Origin of the sequence: Myxococcus sp. AM009 (assembly GCF_013372605.1) — a bacterium.
Lineage (GTDB): Bacteria > Myxococcota > Myxococcia > Myxococcales > Myxococcaceae > Myxococcus > Myxococcus vastator.
Map to the genome: position 1 here is coordinate 1 of NZ_JABXEP010000072.1, position 19,463 is coordinate 19,463.

The 19,463-nt window shown below is 69.5% G+C and carries 14 protein-coding genes; 11 read left to right on the forward strand and 3 right to left on the reverse strand.

Annotated elements, in window-relative coordinates; genetic code table 11:
* Positions 1–284: 284 nt before the first annotated feature.
* Together HV824_RS18945 and HV824_RS18950 are read right to left on the reverse strand one after the other, a co-directional pair.
* A complete protein-coding gene (locus HV824_RS18945) occupies positions 285–785 on the reverse strand; it encodes a hypothetical protein (protein WP_176419811.1) in 501 nt (166 codons plus the stop codon).
* Between the two features lie 82 nt (positions 786–867).
* Positions 868–2,211 carry a TIGR00366 family protein gene (locus HV824_RS18950; protein ID WP_176419810.1) on the reverse strand — a complete coding sequence of 448 codons (1,344 nt, stop codon included), beginning with the start codon at positions 2,209–2,211 and terminating at the stop codon, positions 868–870.
* Positions 2,212–2,392: 181 nt separating this feature from the next.
* On the opposite strand from HV824_RS18950, the gene HV824_RS18955 reads away from it, so the two are divergent.
* Positions 2,393–4,516 (forward strand): FUSC family protein, encoded by a 2,124-nt coding sequence (locus tag HV824_RS18955; RefSeq protein WP_176419809.1) that lies wholly within the window; start codon positions 2,393–2,395, stop codon positions 4,514–4,516.
* A gap of 6 nt (positions 4,517–4,522) precedes the next feature.
* On the opposite strand, the gene HV824_RS18960 is transcribed toward HV824_RS18955, so the two are convergent.
* Positions 4,523–6,064 carry a PAS domain-containing sensor histidine kinase gene (locus tag HV824_RS18960; protein ID WP_176419808.1) on the reverse strand — a complete coding sequence of 514 codons (1,542 nt, stop codon included), beginning with the start codon at positions 6,062–6,064 and terminating at the stop codon, positions 4,523–4,525.
* Between the two features lie 340 nt (positions 6,065–6,404).
* Between HV824_RS18960 and HV824_RS18965 the strand changes: the two genes are divergently transcribed.
* The 10 genes from HV824_RS18965 (at position 6,405) to HV824_RS19010 (ending at position 19,462) form a co-directional block, all read left to right on the forward strand.
* On the forward strand, positions 6,405–6,758 hold the full coding sequence (locus HV824_RS18965) for a DUF3703 domain-containing protein (RefSeq protein WP_176419807.1): 354 nt from the start codon (positions 6,405–6,407) through the stop codon (positions 6,756–6,758).
* Positions 6,759–6,845: 87 nt separating this feature from the next.
* Positions 6,846–8,321: an ATPase domain-containing protein gene (locus HV824_RS18970; protein WP_176419806.1), complete on the forward strand. Its 1,476-nt coding sequence runs from the start codon at positions 6,846–6,848 to the stop codon at positions 8,319–8,321.
* Between the two features lie 28 nt (positions 8,322–8,349).
* Positions 8,350–8,715 (forward strand): response regulator, encoded by a 366-nt coding sequence (locus HV824_RS18975; RefSeq protein ID WP_176419805.1) that lies wholly within the window; start codon positions 8,350–8,352, stop codon positions 8,713–8,715.
* 5 nt (positions 8,716–8,720) lie between these two features.
* Positions 8,721–9,545: a hypothetical protein gene (locus tag HV824_RS18980; RefSeq protein ID WP_176419804.1), complete on the forward strand. Its 825-nt coding sequence runs from the start codon at positions 8,721–8,723 to the stop codon at positions 9,543–9,545.
* A 231-nt stretch (positions 9,546–9,776) separates the two neighbouring features.
* Positions 9,777–16,232 (forward strand): HAMP domain-containing protein, encoded by a 6,456-nt coding sequence (locus HV824_RS18985; protein ID WP_217917533.1) that lies wholly within the window; start codon positions 9,777–9,779, stop codon positions 16,230–16,232.
* On the forward strand, positions 16,229–17,065 hold the full coding sequence (locus HV824_RS18990) for a protein-glutamate O-methyltransferase CheR (protein ID WP_176423941.1): 837 nt from the start codon (positions 16,229–16,231) through the stop codon (positions 17,063–17,065). Before HV824_RS18985 ends, HV824_RS18990 begins: the two co-directional genes overlap by 4 nt.
* Complete coding sequence (locus HV824_RS18995; protein WP_176419801.1) at positions 17,062–17,619, forward strand: chemotaxis protein CheB; 558 nt, start codon at positions 17,062–17,064, stop codon at positions 17,617–17,619. The genes HV824_RS18990 and HV824_RS18995 overlap by 4 nt, the downstream gene beginning before the upstream one ends.
* Complete coding sequence (locus HV824_RS19000; RefSeq protein WP_176419800.1) at positions 17,616–18,752, forward strand: two-component system response regulator; 1,137 nt, start codon at positions 17,616–17,618, stop codon at positions 18,750–18,752. The genes HV824_RS18995 and HV824_RS19000 overlap by 4 nt, the downstream gene beginning before the upstream one ends.
* A 55-nt stretch (positions 18,753–18,807) precedes the next feature.
* Positions 18,808–19,209, forward strand: coding sequence for a hypothetical protein (locus HV824_RS19005; RefSeq protein ID WP_176419799.1), 402 nt, complete (start codon positions 18,808–18,810; stop codon positions 19,207–19,209).
* Complete coding sequence (locus HV824_RS19010; protein ID WP_176419798.1) at positions 19,202–19,462, forward strand: DUF5985 family protein; 261 nt, start codon at positions 19,202–19,204, stop codon at positions 19,460–19,462. The genes HV824_RS19005 and HV824_RS19010 overlap by 8 nt, the downstream gene beginning before the upstream one ends.
* Position 19,463 lies beyond the last annotated feature (1 nt).

The following is a 19,463-nucleotide window of genomic DNA, read 5'->3' on the forward strand; positions in this document are numbered from 1 at the left end:
AGCCCCGACAACCCCCTGCCCCTCAACCGCGGAAGCACTTGTGCAAGGGCATTGCCAGCCGCCGTGGCGGGGCGGCTCTCCTCTGGAGGCGGGCGGAACCTCGCCCCCGAGGCCGAGGCGGCTGTCGGGTGCGCTGAAAAAACTCCCTGTCCGGCAGGGAACGTCGGAGGAAAAACGACGGACTGCCCGGCCTCGGAGGCAGGCGTGCGCCAAAGCGAACGCCCGCCAGGTGGCCTGAGGGCCGCTGGCGGGCGCCGGGTGCCTCCACCTGCTTCAGGGGTGAATCAGAGCACCTTGACCTGAATCTCCTTGAGCACCTGGTCCCCGCGCAGCACCGACACCGTCCACGTGCCAGGCTTGCTCATCCGCAGGCCCGTCCACTGCCGCGCGCGCCAGCCTTCGCCCTTGATTTTCACGTCCTTCGTCTCACGGACGACGGTGCCCTGCTTCGACTGCACCATGAGGTCGTCGACGGTGTCGCCCTGCGGCACGAGGTAGGCCTGCCACAACATGACGCTGGTGCCGGCCTTGATGCCCTCGGGCCCCACTTCGGCGGTGCAGTCGTACTTGTTGGGGCCTTCCTTGGCGACCTCGGTGCAGACCTTGGCCTCCACCAGCACGGGGCCCTGGCCCTGGCCCTTGTAGAAGTAGTTCCAGGTGTCACGCACCGCGTCCGCGTCCGGCGCCTTCACCTGCGCGGCGGCGGGCTCCGCCTCCTGCGCCAGGGCCACCGGCGAAACTCCCAGCACCGCGCACAGCAGGCTCCGCGTCAGCATCTTCGCCATCTCAAGTCCCCTCGCTCTCGTGATGTGACAGGCCCCCAGGCCCGCCTTGCCAGGCTGGATTTAGCACAGCCCGCGGCGTCGCTCAGCCGAAGAGGAGGAAGGCCAGCGTCACCAGCGGCAGGTACACGAGGAAGGCCACCAACAGGAAGCCCAGGAGCGCCTTGAACTCCAGGCGCGCCACGGCCAGCAGCGGCAGCGCCCAGAAGGGTTGGATGAGGTCGGTGGCCATGTCCCCCCACGCATACGCCAGCACCACCTTCTCCGGCGCCACGCCCAGCCGCGTCGCGGCGTCCAGGAGGTAGGGCGCTTCAATGGCCCACTTCGAGCCGCCGGAGGGGACGAAGTAGTTCACCACGCCGCTGTACAGGTAGACGATGGCGGGGAACGTCTCGCGCGTGGACAGCGACACGAACAGCTCGCCGATGCGCTCCGTCAGGCCGGTGGCCTTGAAGATGCCGTAGATGCCCGCGTACAGCGGGAACTGGAGGACGATGCCGTGCAGCACGGTGCCGGCCTCCTCGCTGGCCTTGAGCAGCCGCGCGGGCGTGCCGTGCAGCAGCACCGCCAGCACCAGGAAGGTGAAGTTCACCACGTTGAGGTTGAGCGCGCGCCAGCCGCCGTTCATCCACAGGTGCCGCGCCAGCCACACGAGCCCCAGGACACCGATGAGGGTGTTGAGCAGCCTGGAGTGGTCCAGCCACACGGCGAAGCCGCGCTCGGTGGGGCGCGGGGGCGGGGTGAAGTCCCCCAGGGCCTCCAGCACCGCCGGGTCCACGCGGACGGTGTTCTCCGGCTTCGGGTGCAGCACCCACGCCAGCAGCGTCAGCCCCGCCACCACGGCCAGCGTGAGGCCGAGGTTGAAGGGCGAGAAGAGCGTCCTGTCGATGGGCAGCACGCCCAGGCTCTTCTCCAGGAAGTGGCCCGGCGTGGCCACCAGCAGCGGCGCGGAGGCGGACAGGCCCGAGTGCCAGGTGGCGCCCAGGCCGAAGTACGCGCACGCCACCAGCAGCCGGTAGTCCACGTCCGGTCGGCGCTTCACCATGAAGCGCACCAGCATGGCGCTGGCCACCAGGGACAGGCCCCAGTTGACGTAGGCCAGGGCCATGGAGACGAAGGCCATCCACGCCGCCGCGCCGCGGGGCGTGCGCGGCACTCGCGCCGCGCGCTCCAGCACCGCCCGCACCGGGCTGGTGAGGGCCAGCAGGTAGCCGGTGAACATCACCAGCGCCATCTGCATGGAGAAGCCGAGCAGCTCCCAGAAGCCGCCGCCCCAGGCGTCCAGCACGGCGGGCGGCGCGGCCCCAGCCCAGCCGGTGGCCAGCGCCAGGGTGAGCAGCGTGAGCAGGACGGCGATGGCGAACGCGCTGGGGACGAAGCGCGAAGAGAAGCGGCCCAGGCGCTCCGCGATTCGGACAAGGGTCTCCACGAGGTGTCGCTCCTTGGTGGGGGCGGCACGTTACGGCATGTGTGGCGCACCGGTTGCGCAATCCCGCCCGCGGGTCCTGGCCTCTCGACGAGCCCGGGGACGCAGGCTCCCCTGTCCGCGGGGGAGGCGGGAGAGGGAGGGCGGAGGTTCTTTCCGCGCCGCACGGTGTCAACGCTCCAGGATGCGCCGACTGCTGAGACACCTGCGCGCCGTCCTCCGCGTCCGGCCAGGCAAGCCCGCCATTGGCGCGGGCCTGCGGACCGCGCTAGCCACCTCCGTCCCCCTGGCCCTCGCGTTCCTGCTGGGCGTGAAGGACGCGGGCTGGGGGGGCCTGTCCGGTCTCCTGGTCTCACTGGCCGACAAGGGCGGCTCGTACCAGACGCGGGCGAAGGAGCTGGGCACGGTGACGCTGCTGGGGGCGCTGGTGGGCGCGCTGGGCGCGCCGGGCGGGTCCATGCCGTGGCTGGACGTCTCCCTGATGTGGCTGGGCGTGACGACGGCGGCCTTCGCGCGGAGCTACGGAGAGACGGCGGGCTCCATCGGCGGACAGCTCGCGGTCATCTTCGTCGTGTCACTGGGCGCGCCCGCGGTGGGCGTGGATGTCGCGCTGGGCCGCGCCTTCTGGCTGCTCTTCGGCGGCCTGTGGGCCATGACGCTGTCCCTGGTGCTGTGGCCGCTGCGGCCCTACCGCCCGGCGCGGAGGGCCATCGCGCGCGTGTACCGGGAGCTGGCGGAGGCGTGCTGGGATTTGGGCCGCCTGTCGCGCGAGGGCGCCAGCTCCCAGGAGTGGGTGGAGGCCGCGCAGCGGCACATGAGCGTGCGGCCCCTCATGGAGCAGGCGCGCGCCACGCTGGGGGTCATGCGGAGCAGCCACCTGGGCAAGTCCCGGCGAGGCGAGCACCTGCTCGTGTTGCTCGAGACGTGCGAGCCGATGTCCGCCCAGCTCATCGCCCTGGCCGAGGCCATGGAGGCGGCCGTGCGCGAGCCCCGCTTCCTGCCGCTGCGCGCGCGCGTGAGTTCGCTGTGTGACGCCTACGCGGCCATGACGAGCTGGGTGGAGCAGGTGCTGGAGCGCGAGCGCAATGAGGGCGTCCCGCGCGCGCCACGGATGGTGCCTGGCTCGCGCAGACGGAACTACCGGCCCGCTCCAGGCATCCGGAGCCGCGAGGACCCGTTGTCCCTCCACGTGGAGGCGCTCTTCTCGAAGCTGCGGGAGATGGCGGGGGTGGTCCATGAGACGGCCGCGGGCCTGCTGCATGGCGACCCGGTGTCCGACCGCGGGCGGAGCGTGGTGTGCCCTGAGCAACGGCGCGCGCGCTCGTGGCTGGCCCCGCTGCGCGACCACCTCCGCTCGGATTCGCTCGTCTTCCGGCACGCGCTGCGGGTGGGGCTGGTGGCGACGGTGGCGCTGGTGGTGACGCAGGCGCTGGGCATCCGCGACGCCCACTGGGTGAGCCTCACCGTCATCGCCATCCTCCAACCGTATTCGGCCATCACCGAGGAGCGCGCGCTCCAGCGCGTCGGCGGGACGCTGCTGGGCGCGGGCCTGGCGGCGGTGATTGCCACGCGCGTGCAGTCCCCCTCCGCGCTGCTCGCCGTCATCGTCCTGCTCACGGCGGTGTCGGTGTCCCTGCTGCCCATCAACTTCGGCGCCTTCCAGATTCTGCTCACGCCGGACTACCTGCTGCTGGCCACGCTGAGCTCGGGGGACTGGAGCCTCGCCGGGCAGCGCGCGCTGGGCGTGCTGGTCGCGTGTTCGCTCGCGTTGATGGGCGCGTGGTTGCTATGGCCCATGCCGGAGCGCCTCCGCTTCCCGGAGGCCGCGGCGGCCGCGCTGCGCGCGGACGGTGAATACCTGCGCGAGGTCGTCGCCAAGCGCAGCGGCACCCGGCCCGAGGTGGGCGCCGCGCGGCGCGCCTTCGGCCTGGCGCTGCTGGACGCGGAGGCCTCCTTCGAGCGGCTCACCGCCGAGTACCACGGCCCGCCCCAGCAGCTCGAGTCGGGCATGGCCGTCATCACCTACGCGCGCCGCTTCGCCACCGTGGTGACGGCCCTGGGCATGGAGCGGCCGGAGGCGGAGGTCCCCGGCCAGCTGAAGCAACTGGCGCATCAGGCGGGGCGCGCGCTCGACGAGCTCGCGGACGCGCTCAGGGACCGGCGCGTGCCGCCGCCCCTGCCGCCGTTGCAGGTGTCATGCAAGACGGATGACCCCGTCTTCGGCGCGCTGCTGGAGCGGGCGCCCCGCCAGTTGGGCATGCTGCACGGCGCCGTGTCGCGGCTCAGCAGTGGCACCGTCCTGCGGTGAGCCGCGTCAGGGCCGGGCTTCCCGGTGCGCCGTCGCGTTCAGCACGGGCAGCGAGACATGGAACGTGGAGCCCCGGCCCAGCTCGCTGTCCACCCAGATGTGACCGCCGTGCCGTTCGATGATGTCCCGGCAGATGTAGAGCCCCAGGCCCAGGCCCCCGAAGCCCGAAACGGGCGCGTTGCTCGCGCGGAAGAAGCGGCCGAAGAGGTGCGCCTGGTCCTCCCGGGAGATGCCGATGCCGCCGTCCGCCACGCTGAGCACGGCGTCGCCGTCCGCGCGAGACAGGGAGATGCGCACGGTGCCGCCCAGCGGGCTGTACTTGACGGCGTTCTCCAGGAGGTTGGCCAGCACCTGCGACAGCCGGCCCCGGTCGCCCATGACGACGAGGTCCTCCTGGGGCAGCTCGCACGAACAGGCGTGCGCCGCGCTGAGGGCGCGGAACTCCGAGCACACCTCGCGCGCCAGCTCCAGGAGCGATACGGGCTCACGTTGCAGCTTCAGCCGGCCCGCCTCCACGCTGGTGGCGTCCACCAAATCATTGACCAGCGCGGACAGGCGGTGCACCTGCGCCATGGCCTTGTCCACGCGCTCCGGCGCGATGGGCTCCTTGGCGTCCATCGTCCGCTTCAGCAGCTGAAGGTGGAGGCGCAGCGGCGTCAGCGGCGTCTTGAGCTCGTGGGCGGCGATGGAGAGGAAGTCGTCGCGCACGCGGATGGCCTCGTGCGCCTCGTCCAGCAGCCGCTCCTGCATGCGCTGCGCGTGCACGCGCTCGGTGACATCGCGGAAGCTCCAGACGCGGCCGGTGATGAGCCCGCGCCGCCGCTGAGGCAGGGAGTAGCGCTCCAGGACGCGGCCGTCGCGCAGCTCGACGATGTCGAAGCTCTCCTGGCTGGGTTGCTCGTACAGGGCCTGGACCCGCGAGAAGAAGGCGTCCGGGTCCTTCAGCTTCGCGCGCACGGCCGCGAGCAGCGCCGTGTCCTGGGCGCAGGCCGTCAACCCCGTCAGTCCCCAGAGCTGCTCGAACTGGCGGTTGCGGGCGGTGATATGTCCGTCCTGGTCGACGACGAGCAGTCCGTCCGCCGTCGAGTCGAGCGTGGCCTCCAGCAGGGACACCGTCTGCTCCAGCCGCTCCTTGGCCTGCCGCTGCTCGGTGACGTCCACCATGAGGCCGTGAAGCCTGTAGGCACGGCCGTCCCTGCACAGCACGGTGACGAGGTCGCGCAGCCAGACGACGCTCCCGTCCGCGGCCAGCATCCGGTACTCGAATTCGTGGGGCAGGCGCTGCTCCACCGCGGAGCGGCAGGAGGCGGAAGCCCAGTCCCGGTCGTCCGGATGCAGGTGCTCCACCCAGAAGTCAGGCTCCGTGAGCCACCGCTCCACCGGGTAGCCGAGCAGCCGCTCCGCCTGCTTGCTGACGAAGGTGAAGTGAAGAGAGGGGTCCGCCTCCCAGACGATGCCGTCGACGTTGTCGACCCGCGCGTCATGTCCTCCCCGGGCAGGCGGGCTGACGTCCCCGGCTGCGTCGAGGCCAGGCTCCCTCTCCGCCATGGCGCGTTCCCTCCCCTGGAGCGGGGGCGCTCCCGTGTCTCGGGCCCCCTTCAATCAATACACCCGGGGCGCCAGGCGCCACCGGCCCCTGGCGGCCAGGGAGGCATCGCCCGGCGAATCTTCGGGCCGGGCAGGCTGGGGCGCCCCTGGGCAAGGCCTTGCTTGCGCGCCGGGAATGGACAGGCGGGGACATGGGAGGGTGGCGCACCGAGCCAGCTCATGCCGTCTCCTCGCCCCGCCCGTGCCCGTGTGACGCCCTCCCGAGATTGCCGGGGTGCATGTTTTTACAAGCGAGCGGGGGGCTGGGGCGCGAAGGTGGCGCCATGACCAGGAGGAGTCCATGTCGATGAAGGCGAAGCTGCGCGCCGCCTTTGAAGCGGCGCTGCGCGAGGCCCATGAAGCGGAGTCGCGTTCGGAGCATGTGCGTGCCTGGCGGCACCTCGAGCGGGCCCACGTCCTCAGCCAGGCCCACGCGGGTCCTCACGTGCGCGTGCACTGGCGCATGCTGGGGTTCGGTTGGCGCAGGCGGAACGCCGCGGAGTGGGTGGGGCAGGTGGTGCGGTTGCTGGTCGCCGCGCCGGGCTCATGGCTGGGGCGGGCGCCGCTGGGAAACACCGGTGGCGCGAACGTGGGCATCCTCACGCCCATGCCCATTCCCGACGACCTGCGCGCCCTGCTGGACGCTGACCGTTGAGGCGCTTCAGCCGTTCACGGCCCGCGCGGTTTTCTTCGCACATTCCGGCGCGCGCACTGGGGCGAATTACGGTATGGAACGGGCATCATGTCCTCTTCCGAGCAACCCGCACGGCAGGACGCACGCGTCTCCACTGGCGTGCCTGGGCTTGACGCCGTGCTGGGCGGCGGCCTCGTGTCGTCGGGTGTCTACATCGTCGTGGGGGAGCCGGGCGCGGGGAAGACCCTCTTCGCCAATCAGCTCTGCTATCATCAGGGGCGCGCCGGCGCCCGGTGCCTGTATGTCACGCTGCTGGCGGAGTCCCACGCTCGCATGCTGGCCAACATGCGGGACATGGCCTTCTTCGACTCGGCGCTGTTGCCCGAGGGCGTCTACTACGTCAGCGGCTTCCGCACCCTGGAGGAGCAGGGCCTGCCGGGGCTGCTGGAGCTCTTGCGGCGCGAGGTGCGCAACCACAACGCCAGCATGTTGGTGCTGGACGGGCTGGTTCAGGCGCAGGAAGCAGCCGGCAGCAGCCGCGACTTCAAGAAGTTCATCCACGAGCTGCAGGTCGTCGCGGGGCTGGCGCGCTTCACGGCGCTGCTGCTCACCAGCGCCAACGGTCCCGCCGTCCACCCGGAGTACACCATGGTGGATGGCATCCTGGAGCTGCGCGAGCGCACCCAGGGCGTGCGTTCCTGGCGCGAGCTGCAGGTGCGCAAGTTCCGCGGGAGCGCCACGCTGCACGGCGTGCACGCCTTCCGCATCACCAGCGAGGGGCTGGAGGTCTTCCCCCGGTTGGAGTCGCGCGTCCAGCGCTCGCCGCCGCCCGACCCGGGCGCCCACCGCCTCCACTTTGGCGTCCCGTCCTTGGACGCGCTCTTCCCGGAGGGCCTGGCGGCGGGGTCCACCTCCCTGCTGCTCGGTCCGCCCGGCGCGGGAAAGACGCTGCTGGGCAGCAGCCTGCTGGCGGAGGGGCTGCGGCAGGGGGAGCCGTGCCTCTACATGGGCTTCTATGAGCCGCCCAACCGGCTGCTGGGCAAGGTGACGTCCGCGGGCATCGACCTGGGCGGCGCCATGGCGGACGGGCGGCTCAACATCATCTGGCAGCCACCCTCCGAGTGCATCCTGGACGTGCTGGCGGACCAGCTCCTGTCGGATGTGCGGCGCCGCAACGTGAAGCGGGTGTTCGTGGACGGGCTCAGCGCCATGCAGCAGGCCTCGGCCGAGCCCGCGCGCATCAATTCGTTCTTCGCGGCGCTCACCCAGGAGCTGCGTTGCACGGGGGCCACCACCCTCTTCGGCATGGAGACGCCGCGGCTCTTCGGTCCGGTGCTGGACGTCCCGATGGAGGTCGGACTCTCCGCTGTGGCGGAGAACCTCTTTTTCCTGAGACATGTCGAGCTTGAAGGCAGCCTGCGCAGGCTGCTGAGCATCTTCAAGATGCGTGACACCCACTATGACCCCACCCTGAGGGAGTTCGTCATCACGTCACAGGGAATCGAGGTGCTGCCCCCCTTCAGTGTCGCTGTGGATACCTTGCTCACGGGACTTGCCCGACACCCGGGCGCTGGCCATTTCTGAACGAACGTCTAGGAGTAGTACCACCCGTATGGAGACGGTCCTGGTGGTGGATGACGAGCAGGGCATCCTGGAAGCCCTGGCGGACCTCCTTCGAGAGGAGGGCTACCGCGTTCTGACGGCCTCTCACGGTCGTGAGGCGCTGGAGCGGATGGCGGAGCTCCGGCCGGACCTGGTCCTCACTGACTGGATGATGCCCGTGCTGGACGGACCGGCGCTCATCGAGCGCATCCGGGCCGAGTCGGCCTACAAGGATGTATCACTCATGGGGATGAGCGCGGTGGACGTGGCCGCGCTGCGGCATCTGTATCCCGGCATGCCGTTCCTTCAGAAGCCCTTCGACATCCATGCGTTGATGCGACAGGTCCGCAAGGCCCTGGACGGAAAGCAAGGCTGAGCCCCATGTTCTACCTGCTCAAGCTGGGCCCCGTGCCACTCAGCCAGGGCGACACGCAGGTGCAGGTGTATCTGCGTATCTCCGACTCCGGAGAGCCCTCCGCGCCCGTCTTCGAGTCGGACGACGGGGCCGGGCTGCGGGCCCTGCTGGAAGGGGTGGACGCGGCGGAGGTGCGCTGCGTGCCGGCGCTGGCCGAAGCGGGCGCGGAGCTGGGGCTCGCCGTGGCGGAGCCTTCACCGCAGGCGCTGTCATCCTGCGCGGCCATCGCGACCTTCGTGGCGTGGGGGCAGCGAGGCTTGTCCGGGCTTGGCTCGGACAAGGCGCTGCTCTTCGTGCAGGCGTCGTCGGAGTACTGGGATGCGCGGCCGTGGACGCACTGGGATGACAGCCAGCCCTTCGAGGTGGCCGTCACCGGGCCGATGAACCACACCTTCGAGGGGTGTGTCTTCCACATGGGGGACGGGCGCGCGGGGCTGGCGCTGTACTTCAAGCCGGGCGCGCTGCAGGTGTTGATGGAGATGCAGGCGCGCGGCCAGGGTGACGCCGCCACCAGCCTCCCCGCGATTGCCGTCACGCTGGACACGTCTCCTGCGTATGCCGTGGACGCGCTCACCGCCGCGGGGCGCGCGCCGCGCCTGCCGTTGCCCCTGAAGACGGGGCCGGACGGCGTCAGCGTGCCGTCTCCGCTGGAGTCCCTGGTGCTGGTGGCCTCGCTGCGCGCCGTGGCCCGGCTGTCACCGGACCAGCGCGAGGTGCTCAGCAGCGTCGTGGCCGGAGACGAGCAGATGCAGGTGCGCGTCCGCGCGCCCGCGCCTCGCGTCCGGCACTGAGCCTGCCTGCCCTGTCAGCGCGCGCACCGGCTTTCACGCCGGGTGTCGCCGCGCTCGCGCCAGTGTTGGCTGCCGGACGAAGTCCGCTCGGAGTGTCGCCTGATGGCCAGCCGAGCGTCTCGGGGGGGCTGGTCCAAGTGTGTGAAAGCGCGAGAAAACACGCTCCAGCTGCGAGATTCCCGCAGGACGGCAGCCCGTGCTTCGCCGTTCCGGGACCGACCAGGAACTCATATGGCCACGAAGAAGGTTTCCTCCCGCCGCGCACCCGTCGCGGCTCCCCCTCCGCCGCGAGTCCGGGAGGATGATTCGCAGTCGCTCGATTCGCGTCAGTTGCTGCGGGTCCTCACCGCGGTCCGCAAGGGCGACTTCTCCGTGCGCATGCCGGTGGACAAGGTGGGCAGCGCCGGCAAGGTGGCGGACACCCTGAACGAAATCATCGAGCTCAGCGAGCGCATGGCCCGGGAGTTCGAGCGCATTGGCAGCGTGGTGGGCAAGGAGGGCCGCATCACCCAGCGCGGCAACGTGGTGGGCGCGCTGGGCTCGTGGGGCGACTGCGTCGAGTCGGTGAACACGCTGGTGGCCGACCTGGTGCAACCGACGACGGAGATGGGCCGCGTCATCGGCGCGGTGGCCAAGGGTGACCTGTCCCAGACGATGGCGCTGGAAGTGGATGGCCGTCCCCTCCGGGGCGAGTTCCTCCGCACCGCCCGGCTGGTGAACGGGATGGTGGAGCAGCTCGGCGCCTTCGCTTCCGAGGTGACGCGCGTGGCCCGCGAGGTGGGCACCGACGGAAAGCTGGGCGGGCAAGCCAAGGTGAAGGGCGTGGCCGGCACGTGGAAGGACCTCACGGACAACGTGAACTCCATGGCCTCCAACCTCACCGCGCAGGTGCGCAGCATCGCCGAGGTGACGACGGCCGTCGCCAAGGGCGACCTGTCGAAGAAAATCACCGTGGATGTGCGCGGTGAAATCCTGGAGCTGAAGAACACCATCAACACGATGGTGGACCAGTTGTCGTCCTTCGCTTCCGAAGTGACGCGCGTGGCGCGTGAGGTGGGGACGGAGGGCAAGCTGGGCGGTCAGGCCGTGGTGAAGGGCGTGGGCGGCACGTGGAAGGACCTCACCGACAACGTGAACTCCATGGCGTCCAACCTGACGTCCCAGGTGCGAAACATCGCCGAGGTGACGACGGCCGTCGCCAAGGGTGACCTCTCCAAGAAGATTACGGTCGACGCCAAGGGCGAGGTGCTGGAGCTGAAGAACACCATCAACACGATGGTGGACCAGCTCAACTCGTTCGCCTCGGAGGTGACGCGCGTGGCGCGCGAGGTGGGCACCGAGGGCAAGCTGGGCGGACAGGCCGAAGTGAAGGGCGTGGCCGGCACGTGGAAGGACCTCACGGACAACGTGAACTCCATGGCGTCCAACCTGACGTCCCAGGTGCGCAACATCGCGGAGGTCACCACCGCCGTGGCCAACGGTGACCTGTCGAAGAAAATCACCGTGGATGTGCGCGGTGAAATCCTGGAGCTGAAGAACACCATCAACACGATGGTGGACCAGTTGTCGTCCTTCGCTTCCGAAGTGACGCGCGTGGCGCGTGAGGTGGGGACGGAGGGCAAGCTGGGCGGTCAGGCCGTGGTGAAGGGCGTGGGCGGAACGTGGAAGGACCTCACCGACAACGTGAACTCCATGGCGTCCAACCTGACGTCCCAGGTGCGAAACATCGCCGAGGTGACGACGGCCGTCGCCAAGGGTGACCTCTCCAAGAAGATTACGGTCGACGCGAAGGGCGAGGTGCTGGAGCTGAAGAACACCATCAACACGATGGTGGACCAGCTCAACTCGTTCGCGTCGGAGGTGACGCGCGTGGCCCGCGAGGTGGGCACCGACGGAAAGCTGGGCGGTCAGGCCGACGTGAAGGGCGTGGCCGGCGTGTGGAAGGACCTCACGGACAACGTGAACTCCATGGCGTCCAACCTGACGTCCCAGGTGCGAAACATCGCCGAGGTGACGACGGCCGTGGCGAACGGCGACCTGTCGAAGAAAATCACCGTGGACGTGCAGGGCGAAATCCTGGAGCTGAAGAACACCATCAACACGATGGTGGACCAGCTCAACTCGTTCGCCTCGGAAGTGACGCGTGTGGCGCGTGAAGTGGGGACGGAAGGAAAGCTCGGTGGTCAGGCCATCGTGCGCGGTGTCGGTGGGACGTGGAAGGACCTCACGGACAACGTGAACAGCATGGCGTCCAACCTGACGTCCCAGGTGCGAAACATCGCCGAGGTGACGACGGCCGTCGCCAAGGGTGACCTGTCGAAGAAAATCACGGTCGACGCCAAGGGCGAGGTGCTGGAGCTGAAGAACACCATCAACACGATGGTGGACCAGTTGTCGTCCTTCGCTTCGGAGGTGACGCGCGTCGCGAAGGAAGTGGGGACGGAAGGAAAGCTCGGTGGTCAGGCCATCGTGCGCGGCGTCGGTGGGACGTGGAAGGACCTCACCGACAACGTGAACTCCATGGCGTCCAACCTGACGTCCCAGGTGCGAAACATCGCCGAGGTGACGATGGCGGTGGCGCGCGGGGACCTCTCCAAGAAAATCACCGTGGACGTGCGCGGCGAAATCCTGGAGCTGAAGAACACCATCAACACGATGGTGGACCAGCTGTCGTCCTTCGCTTCGGAGGTGACGCGCGTTGCGCGCGAGGTGGGCACGGAAGGCAAGCTGGGCGGTCAGGCCATCGTGCGCGGTGTCGGTGGGACGTGGAAGGACCTCACCGACAACGTGAACAGCATGGCGTCGAACCTGACGTCCCAGGTGCGAAACATCGCCGAGGTGACGACGGCCGTGGCCAACGGTGACCTGTCGAAGAAAATCACCGTGGATGTGCGCGGTGAAATCCTGGAGCTGAAGAACACCATCAACACGATGGTGGACCAGCTCAACTCGTTCGCCTCGGAGGTGACGCGCGTGGCGCGCGAGGTGGGCACGGAGGGCAAGCTGGGCGGTCAGGCCGTGGTGAAGGGGGTGGCCGGCACGTGGAAGGACCTCACGGACAACGTGAACTCCATGGCGTCCAACCTGACGTCCCAGGTGCGAAACATCGCCGAGGTGACGACGGCCGTCGCCAAGGGTGACCTGTCCAAGAAGATTACGGTCGACGTGCAGGGCGAAATCCTGGAGCTGAAGAACACCATCAACACGATGGTGGACCAGCTCAACTCGTTCGCCTCGGAAGTGACGCGCGTGGCGCGCGAGGTGGGGACGGAGGGCAAGCTGGGCGGACAGGCCGAAGTGAAGGGCGTGGCCGGCACGTGGAAGGACCTCACGGACAACGTGAACTCCATGGCGTCCAACCTCACCACGCAGGTGCGCGGCATCGCCAAGGTCGTGACGTCGGTGGCCAACGGCGACCTGAAGCGCAAGCTGGTGGTGGACGCGAAGGGGGAAATCGCGGAGCTGGCGGACACCATCAACGGCATGATTGACACCCTGGCGGTGTTCGCCGACCAGGTGACGACGGTGGCCCGCGAGGTGGGCATCGAAGGGAAGCTGGGCGGTCAGGCCCGCGTGCCCGGTACGGCGGGCATCTGGCGTGACCTCACGGACAACGTGAACCAGCTGGCCGCCAACCTCACCACGCAGGTGCGCGCCATCGCCGAGGTGGCCACCGCCGTGACGAAGGGTGACCTCACGCGGTTCATCACCGTGTCCGCGCAGGGCGAAGTGGCCGCCCTGAAGGACAACATCAACGAGATGATCCGCAACCTGAAGGACACCACGCGGAAGAACACGGAGCAGGACTGGCTCAAGACGAACCTGGCCAAGTTCACCCGCGTCCTCCAGGGCCAACGGGACTTGCTCACGGTGTCCAAGGTCATCCTGTCGGAGCTGGCGCCGCTGGTGGATGCCCAGCACGGCGTCTTCTACATCTCCGAGCGCGTGGACGCCGGCGACCAGATGCTCAAGCTGCTGGCGTCCTACGCGTACCGTCAGCGCAAGGGGCTGGCCAACACCTTCAAGTACGGCGAGGGGCTGGTGGGCCAGTGCGCCCTGGAGAAGGAGCCCATCCTCCTGTCGGACGTGCCGGACAGCTACATCCGCATCGCGTCCGGACTGGGCGAGGAGGTGCCGCGCAACATCGTGGTGCTGCCGGTGCTCTTCGAAGGGGAAGTCAAAGCCGTCATCGAGCTGGCCTCCTTCCACGCCTTCAGCGAGGTCCACATGGGCTTCCTGGAGCAGCTCACGGAGTCCATCGGCATCGTGCTCAACACGATTGCCGCCAACATGCGCACGGAGGCGCTGCTGAAGCAGTCACAGGCGCTGACGGACGAGCTCCGCAAGCAGCAGGAGGAGCTGACGGAGACGAACAAGCGCCTGGAGCAGCAGGCCACCTCGCTGCAGCAGTCGGAGGAGCTGCTCAAGCGCCAGCAGGAGGAGCTGCGCAGCACCAACGAGGAGCTCCAGGAGAAGGCGAAGCTGCTCTCCGAGCAGAAGACGGAGGTGGAGCGCAAGAATGGCGAGGTGGAGCAGGCCAAGCTCGCCCTGGAGGAGAAGGCCGAACAGCTCAGCCTCACGTCCAAGTACAAGTCCGAGTTCCTGGCCAACATGAGCCACGAGCTGCGCACGCCGCTCAACTCGCTGCTCATCCTCAGCCAGACGCTCAGCGACAACGTGGACGGCAACCTCACGTCGCGGCAGGTGGAGTTCGCCAAGACGATTCACGCGTCCGGCGCGGACCTGCTGGAGCTCATCAACGACATCCTCGACCTGTCGAAGATTGAATCCGGCACCATGGCGGTGGACGTGGGACCGCTGCGCTTCGGCGACCTGCGCGAGTTCGTGGACCGCACCTTCCGGCAGGTGGCGGACAAGAAGAGCCTGGAGTTCCACATCGGCCTGGCGGACACGCTGCCCGGCGAGCTGGAGACGGATGCGAAGCGCCTGCAGCAGGTGCTCAAGAACCTGCTGTCCAACGCCTTCAAGTTCACCGAGTCCGGATCGGTGTCGCTGGAGATTGGCCTGGCGAAGGGCGGCTGGTCTCCGGACCACGCCATGTTGTCCTCCGCGCCCTCGGTGGTGGCCTTCACCGTGGTGGATACGGGCATCGGCATCCCGAAGGACAAACATCAAATCATCTTCGAGGCCTTCCAGCAGGCGGACGGCTCCACCGCCCGCAAGTACGGGGGCACCGGCCTGGGCCTGTCCATCAGCCGTGAAATCGCGCGGCTGCTCGGCGGCGAAATCCGGCTGGAGAGCGACGTGGGCAAGGGCAGCGCCTTCACCCTCTACGTGCCGCTGGCCTTCATGGCGGAGCGCTCGCCGGAGGAGCCCGCGCGCTGGGACTACAACCCGCTGGCCACCGCGGTGCTCCCCGCGCCCGTCGCGGAGCCGGCCATCAAGGCATCGGTGTCCGCGCTGAGCCGGATGGACATCGATGATGACCGGGGCTCCATCCAGCCCGGAGACAAGGTGCTGCTGGCCGTGACGCACCTGGCGGACCATGCCGCGCGCCTGCGCGCCGCGGCGCAGGGCACGGGCTTCAAGGTGCTGGTGTCCACGGAGGTGGAGGGCGCGCTGGACGCCGTCCGCAACACGCGGCCGGTGGCCGTGGCGGTGGACCTGGACCTGCCGGAGATGGCGGGCTGGGTGGTGCTGGACCGGCTGAAGCACGATTCGTCCACGCGCGCGCTGCCGGTGTACACGGTGTCGGTGGAGGACCACCGCGAGCGCTCCCTCAACCTGGGGGCCCTGGGCCACCTGCGCGCGGCGGCGGACCCGGAGGCGGCGGTGGCCGCGCTGGAGTCCCTCAAGCGCTTCGTGGAGCGCAAGGGCCGCGGGCTGCTCGTGGTGGAGGACGACCCCGTCCACCGCCAGACGCTGACGGAGCTGCTGGGCAGCGATGACGTGCAGACGGTGGCGGTGGGCACCGCGACGGAGGCCCTGGCCGCGCTGGCCGAGCGCCGCTTCGACTGCATGGTGTTGGACCTGGGCCTGCCGGACATGCCCGGCACGGAGCTCATCCGCCGCATCCATGAGGCGCACGGCGCGGGCGGGCCGCCCCTCATCGTCTATACGGGCCGCGAGCTGACGCGCGCCCAGGAGACGGAGCTGCGGCGGGTGGCCGAGGCCATCGTGGTGAAGGACGCGCAGAGCCCGGAGCGGCTGCTGGAGGAGACGAGCCTGTTCCTCCACCGCGCTCCGTCGGAGCTGACCGAGCCCAAGCGCCGCATGCTGGAGAAGGCGCGCGAGAAGGACCCCTTGCTGGTGAACCGCAAGGTGCTGGTGGTGGACGACGACGTGCGCAACATCTTCGCCCTCAACACCGTGCTGGAGCGCTACGGCATGAAGGTGGCTTTCGCGGAGAGCGCGCGCGAGGGCCTGGACCAGTTGGAGAAGGACGCCGACATCGAGCTGGTGCTGATGGACGTGATGATGCCGGAGATGGACGGCTACCAGGCCATGCGCGCCATCCGCCGCATGGAGCGCTTCGTCCACCTGCCGATACTCGCCCTCACCGCCAAGGCCATGAAGGGTGACCGGGAGAAGTGCCTGGAGGCCGGCGCGTCCGACTACATCACCAAGCCGGTGGACATCGAGAAGCTGCTCAGCCTGCTGCGCGTGTGGCTGCACGCGCCGCGGGGCATGCCGCCGCGCGGTCCGCGCACGGAGGTCTCCGGATGACGGGGCCCGGCGCGCGCGGCGCGGAGCTGGAGGCGCTGGAGGTGGACCTGCTGCTGGAGGGCGTGGCCCGTCAATGGGGCTTCGACCTGCGCAGCCGCTCCCGGCCGCAGCTCTTGCGGCGGCTGCGGCACCACCTCCGCGAGGAGCGGCTGGACAGCTTCTCCGCGCTCCAGGCCCGCGTGCTGCACGACGCCGAGGCGCTGGACGCGCTGCTGCGCACGCTGTCATGCACCCCGCCCGCCCTGTTCGCGGAGACCGCCTTCTTCCGCGACTTCCGCGCCCGGGTGGTGCCCGTGCTGCGCACCTGGCCCTCCGTGCGCGTGTGGCACGCGGGCTGTGGCACCGGCGAGGACACGTACGCGCTGGCCATCCTCCTCCAGGAGGAGGGGCTGTGGGGCAAGTGCCGGCTGTATGCGTCCGACGCCAGCGAGGGGCTGCTGGCGGACGCGCGCACCGGGGTGCTGCCGCTGCCCACGCAGGAGGACGCGGACCGCTATCTGGAGGCGGGCGGGAAGGGCGCGCTCTGCGACTACTACACGCGCGATGGCAACTGGGCGCTGCTCCAGCCCCGGCTGCGCGACCGCATCTTCTTCACCCAGCACAACCTGGCCACGGACGGCTCGTTCAACGAGTTCCACGTCATCGTGTGCCGCGACACGCTGCTGACCTTCAACCGCGCGCTGCACGACCACATCCACGGCCGGCTCTTCGAGAGCCTCGCCCGCTTCGGCTTCCTGTGCCTGGGGCGCAAGGAGTCGCTGGCGCGTACGCCGCACGCGGGGGCCTATGAGTTGCTGGAGGACCGCGGTCGCATCTTCAGGAGGGTGGCATGAGTCCCTTGGGCCTGCTGGTGGTGGGGGCGCCGCGTTGCGCGGCGGCGGACGTGGAGTCGGTGCTGGCGCTGCTGCCGCCGCACCTGCCCGTGCCGGTGGTGTTGGCGCTGCACCGGGGCCCCCTGGACGCGCTGGCCGCGCCGCTGGGCCGCCGCTGCGCGCTGCCGGTGGTGGAGCCGGACGACAAGGCCCCGCTCGTGCCCGGCGCCGTCTATCTGGCGCCCGCGGGCTACCACCTGCTGGTGGACCGGGGCTGCGTGGCCCTGTCCGTGGAGCCGCCCGAGCATGGGCAGCGGCCCGGCCTGGACGCGCTTTTCGAATCCGCGGCGGACAGCCATGGCCCCCGCGCCGCGGGGCTGCTCTTCGCGGGGCACGAGGATGGGATGGCGGGCTTGCACGTGCTCCAGGCGAGCGGCGCCCGGGTGGCCGTGGTGAGCGCGCTCCAGACGGGCGGAGAGGGTGAGGAGGGGGAGATGGAGCATTTGACGGTGGGGTCCGTGGGAGGGTGGCTCGCGCGGCTGGCTTATGTGCCGCGTTCCAAGGTGCTGCCATGAGCGGCGCGCCCACGCGCGAGCGCCTGCCCGCGATTCCGTCAGAGCCCGTCCGCCTGCTGCTGGTGGATGACCAGCCGGAGAACCTGCTGGCGCTGGAGGCGACCCTGGCGCCCCTGGGGCAGCGGCTGGTCACCGCGAGCAGCGGCCGAGAGGCGCTGCGCCACCTGCTGACGCAAGACTTCGCCGTCATCCTCCTGGACGTCGTCATGCCGGACATGGACGGCTTCGAGACGGCCCAGCTCATCCGCGAGCGCGAGCGCAGCCGCGGCACGCCCCTCATCTTCCTCACCGGGCTGTCGCGTGGGCCGCATCCGGAGCTGCGCGGCTACGCCATGGGCGCGGTGGACTACCTGCTCAAGCCCTTCGAGCCGGCCATCCTGCGCTCCAAGGTGAGCGTCTTCGTGGAGCTGTACCGCAAGACGGAGCTGGTGCGGCGGCAGGCGGAGGCGCTGCGCGAGGCCCAGCAGCGCGAGCACGCGCGGGAGCTGCTGGAGGCGCAGCGGCGCGTGGAGGCCGAGCGGTTTCGTTCAGAAACCAACCGACACCAGCAGCGCTGGCTGGAGGCGGTGATGTCCGCGCTCCCCATGCCGCTGGCGCTGGTGGAGCCGGGAAGCGGCCACACCCTGCTGGCCAACCGGGCCGCGCAGGGGCTGGCGGGGGGCTGCCTGGCCTACCGCGAGGCGCGCGCGCTGCATGTGGACGCACGCTTCCGCGGCGCGGATGGCCGGCTGCTCGCGGACGACGCGCTGCCGCTGAGGCGCGCCGCGCGCGGCGAGGTGTTCCAGGCGTACCCCGTGGAGTGGGACGTCGGTGGCCAGCACGGTTCGGTGCTCGCCTCCAGTGAGCGGCTGCCCCGCATGCACGGGCGTCCCGAGACGATGGTGCTCGGCCTCCTGGACGTGACGGCGCTGCGAGCCGCCGCTCGGCATGACTGGCTTTCCCTGCCGCTGACGGAGCACATCGCTACACTGGAGGCACAAGGGGAGGACACAGGTCCGCTCACCCGGCTCATCGAGGTGCTGCGAAACCTGCCCGGCTTGAGCACCGGGAGCCCCAGCCAGGAGCACGAGGAGGGCTCCTTTCCAGCGGAGGAGAGCGGCCAGGCGGGCACCCCCCCAAGGCCCGTGCGCTGAACATGGCCGGGTGAGAAATGGTTGACGCACAAAATAACATGGGCAAGGTGGCCGTGTGAGTGACGCCGGAATCCCACAGCGGGTCCAGCGCTTCATCTCGACGCACATCGACTCCCTGGAGAAGCTGGAGGTGCTCCTCCTGCTTCGTGCGCGCGCGGACAGGGAGTGGACGGCATCGGCGGTGAGTCTGGAACTGCGCATTACAGATGTCTCCGCCGCCTCCAGGCTGGAGGACCTGACGAACCGACGGATGTTGGTGAGCGATGGTGCCTCACCTCCGTCGTATCGTTACAGTCCCGAGTCGTCGGAGGATGTGCAGGCGGTGACGGAGCTGGCGGCGGTGTATGGCGTGAAGCGCGTCAGCGTCATCTCCTTCATCTTCTCGCGGCCGTTGGACAAGGTGCGGGGCTTTGCCGAGGCATTCATCCTGAAGAAGGACAGGGACGGCCATGGCTGAAGCAGTCTACATCCTGTGTGCGTTGACGAGCGTGGCGTGCGCGGTGCTGCTGCTCCGCGCCTACAAGCGCACGGGCATGCGGCTGCTCTTGTGGAGTGGGCTGTGCTTCGTGGGCATGGTGGTCAGTAATGCGCTCCTCTTCGTGGACCTGGTGCTGCTGCCCAATACCATCGACCTGTTCATGCCGCGCACCATCGCCACGCTGTCCAGTGCCTCCGTCCTGCTCTATGGCCTCATCTGGGATGCGTCCTGAG

Bases quoted from the DNA above. Each gene is read 5' to 3' on its own strand.
- HV824_RS18945 (WP_176419811.1), bottom strand. From the start codon at position 785: ATGGCGAAGATGCTGACGCGGAGCCTGCTGTGCGCGGTGCTGGGAGTT.
- HV824_RS18955 (WP_176419809.1), top strand. From the start codon at position 2,393: ATGCGCCGACTGCTGAGACACCTGCGCGCCGTCCTCCGCGTCCGGCCA.
- HV824_RS18960 (WP_176419808.1), bottom strand. From the start codon at position 6,064: ATGGCGGAGAGGGAGCCTGGCCTCGACGCAGCCGGGGACGTCAGCCCG.
- HV824_RS18965 (WP_176419807.1), top strand. From the start codon at position 6,405: ATGTCGATGAAGGCGAAGCTGCGCGCCGCCTTTGAAGCGGCGCTGCGC.
- HV824_RS18970 (WP_176419806.1), top strand. From the start codon at position 6,846: ATGTCCTCTTCCGAGCAACCCGCACGGCAGGACGCACGCGTCTCCACT.
- HV824_RS18975 (WP_176419805.1), top strand. From the start codon at position 8,350: ATGGAGACGGTCCTGGTGGTGGATGACGAGCAGGGCATCCTGGAAGCC.
- HV824_RS18980 (WP_176419804.1), top strand. From the start codon at position 8,721: ATGTTCTACCTGCTCAAGCTGGGCCCCGTGCCACTCAGCCAGGGCGAC.
- HV824_RS18985 (WP_217917533.1), top strand. From the start codon at position 9,777: ATGGCCACGAAGAAGGTTTCCTCCCGCCGCGCACCCGTCGCGGCTCCC.
- HV824_RS18990 (WP_176423941.1), top strand. From the start codon at position 16,229: ATGACGGGGCCCGGCGCGCGCGGCGCGGAGCTGGAGGCGCTGGAGGTG.
- HV824_RS18995 (WP_176419801.1), top strand. From the start codon at position 17,062: ATGAGTCCCTTGGGCCTGCTGGTGGTGGGGGCGCCGCGTTGCGCGGCG.
- HV824_RS19000 (WP_176419800.1), top strand. From the start codon at position 17,616: ATGAGCGGCGCGCCCACGCGCGAGCGCCTGCCCGCGATTCCGTCAGAG.
- HV824_RS19010 (WP_176419798.1), top strand. From the start codon at position 19,202: ATGGCTGAAGCAGTCTACATCCTGTGTGCGTTGACGAGCGTGGCGTGC.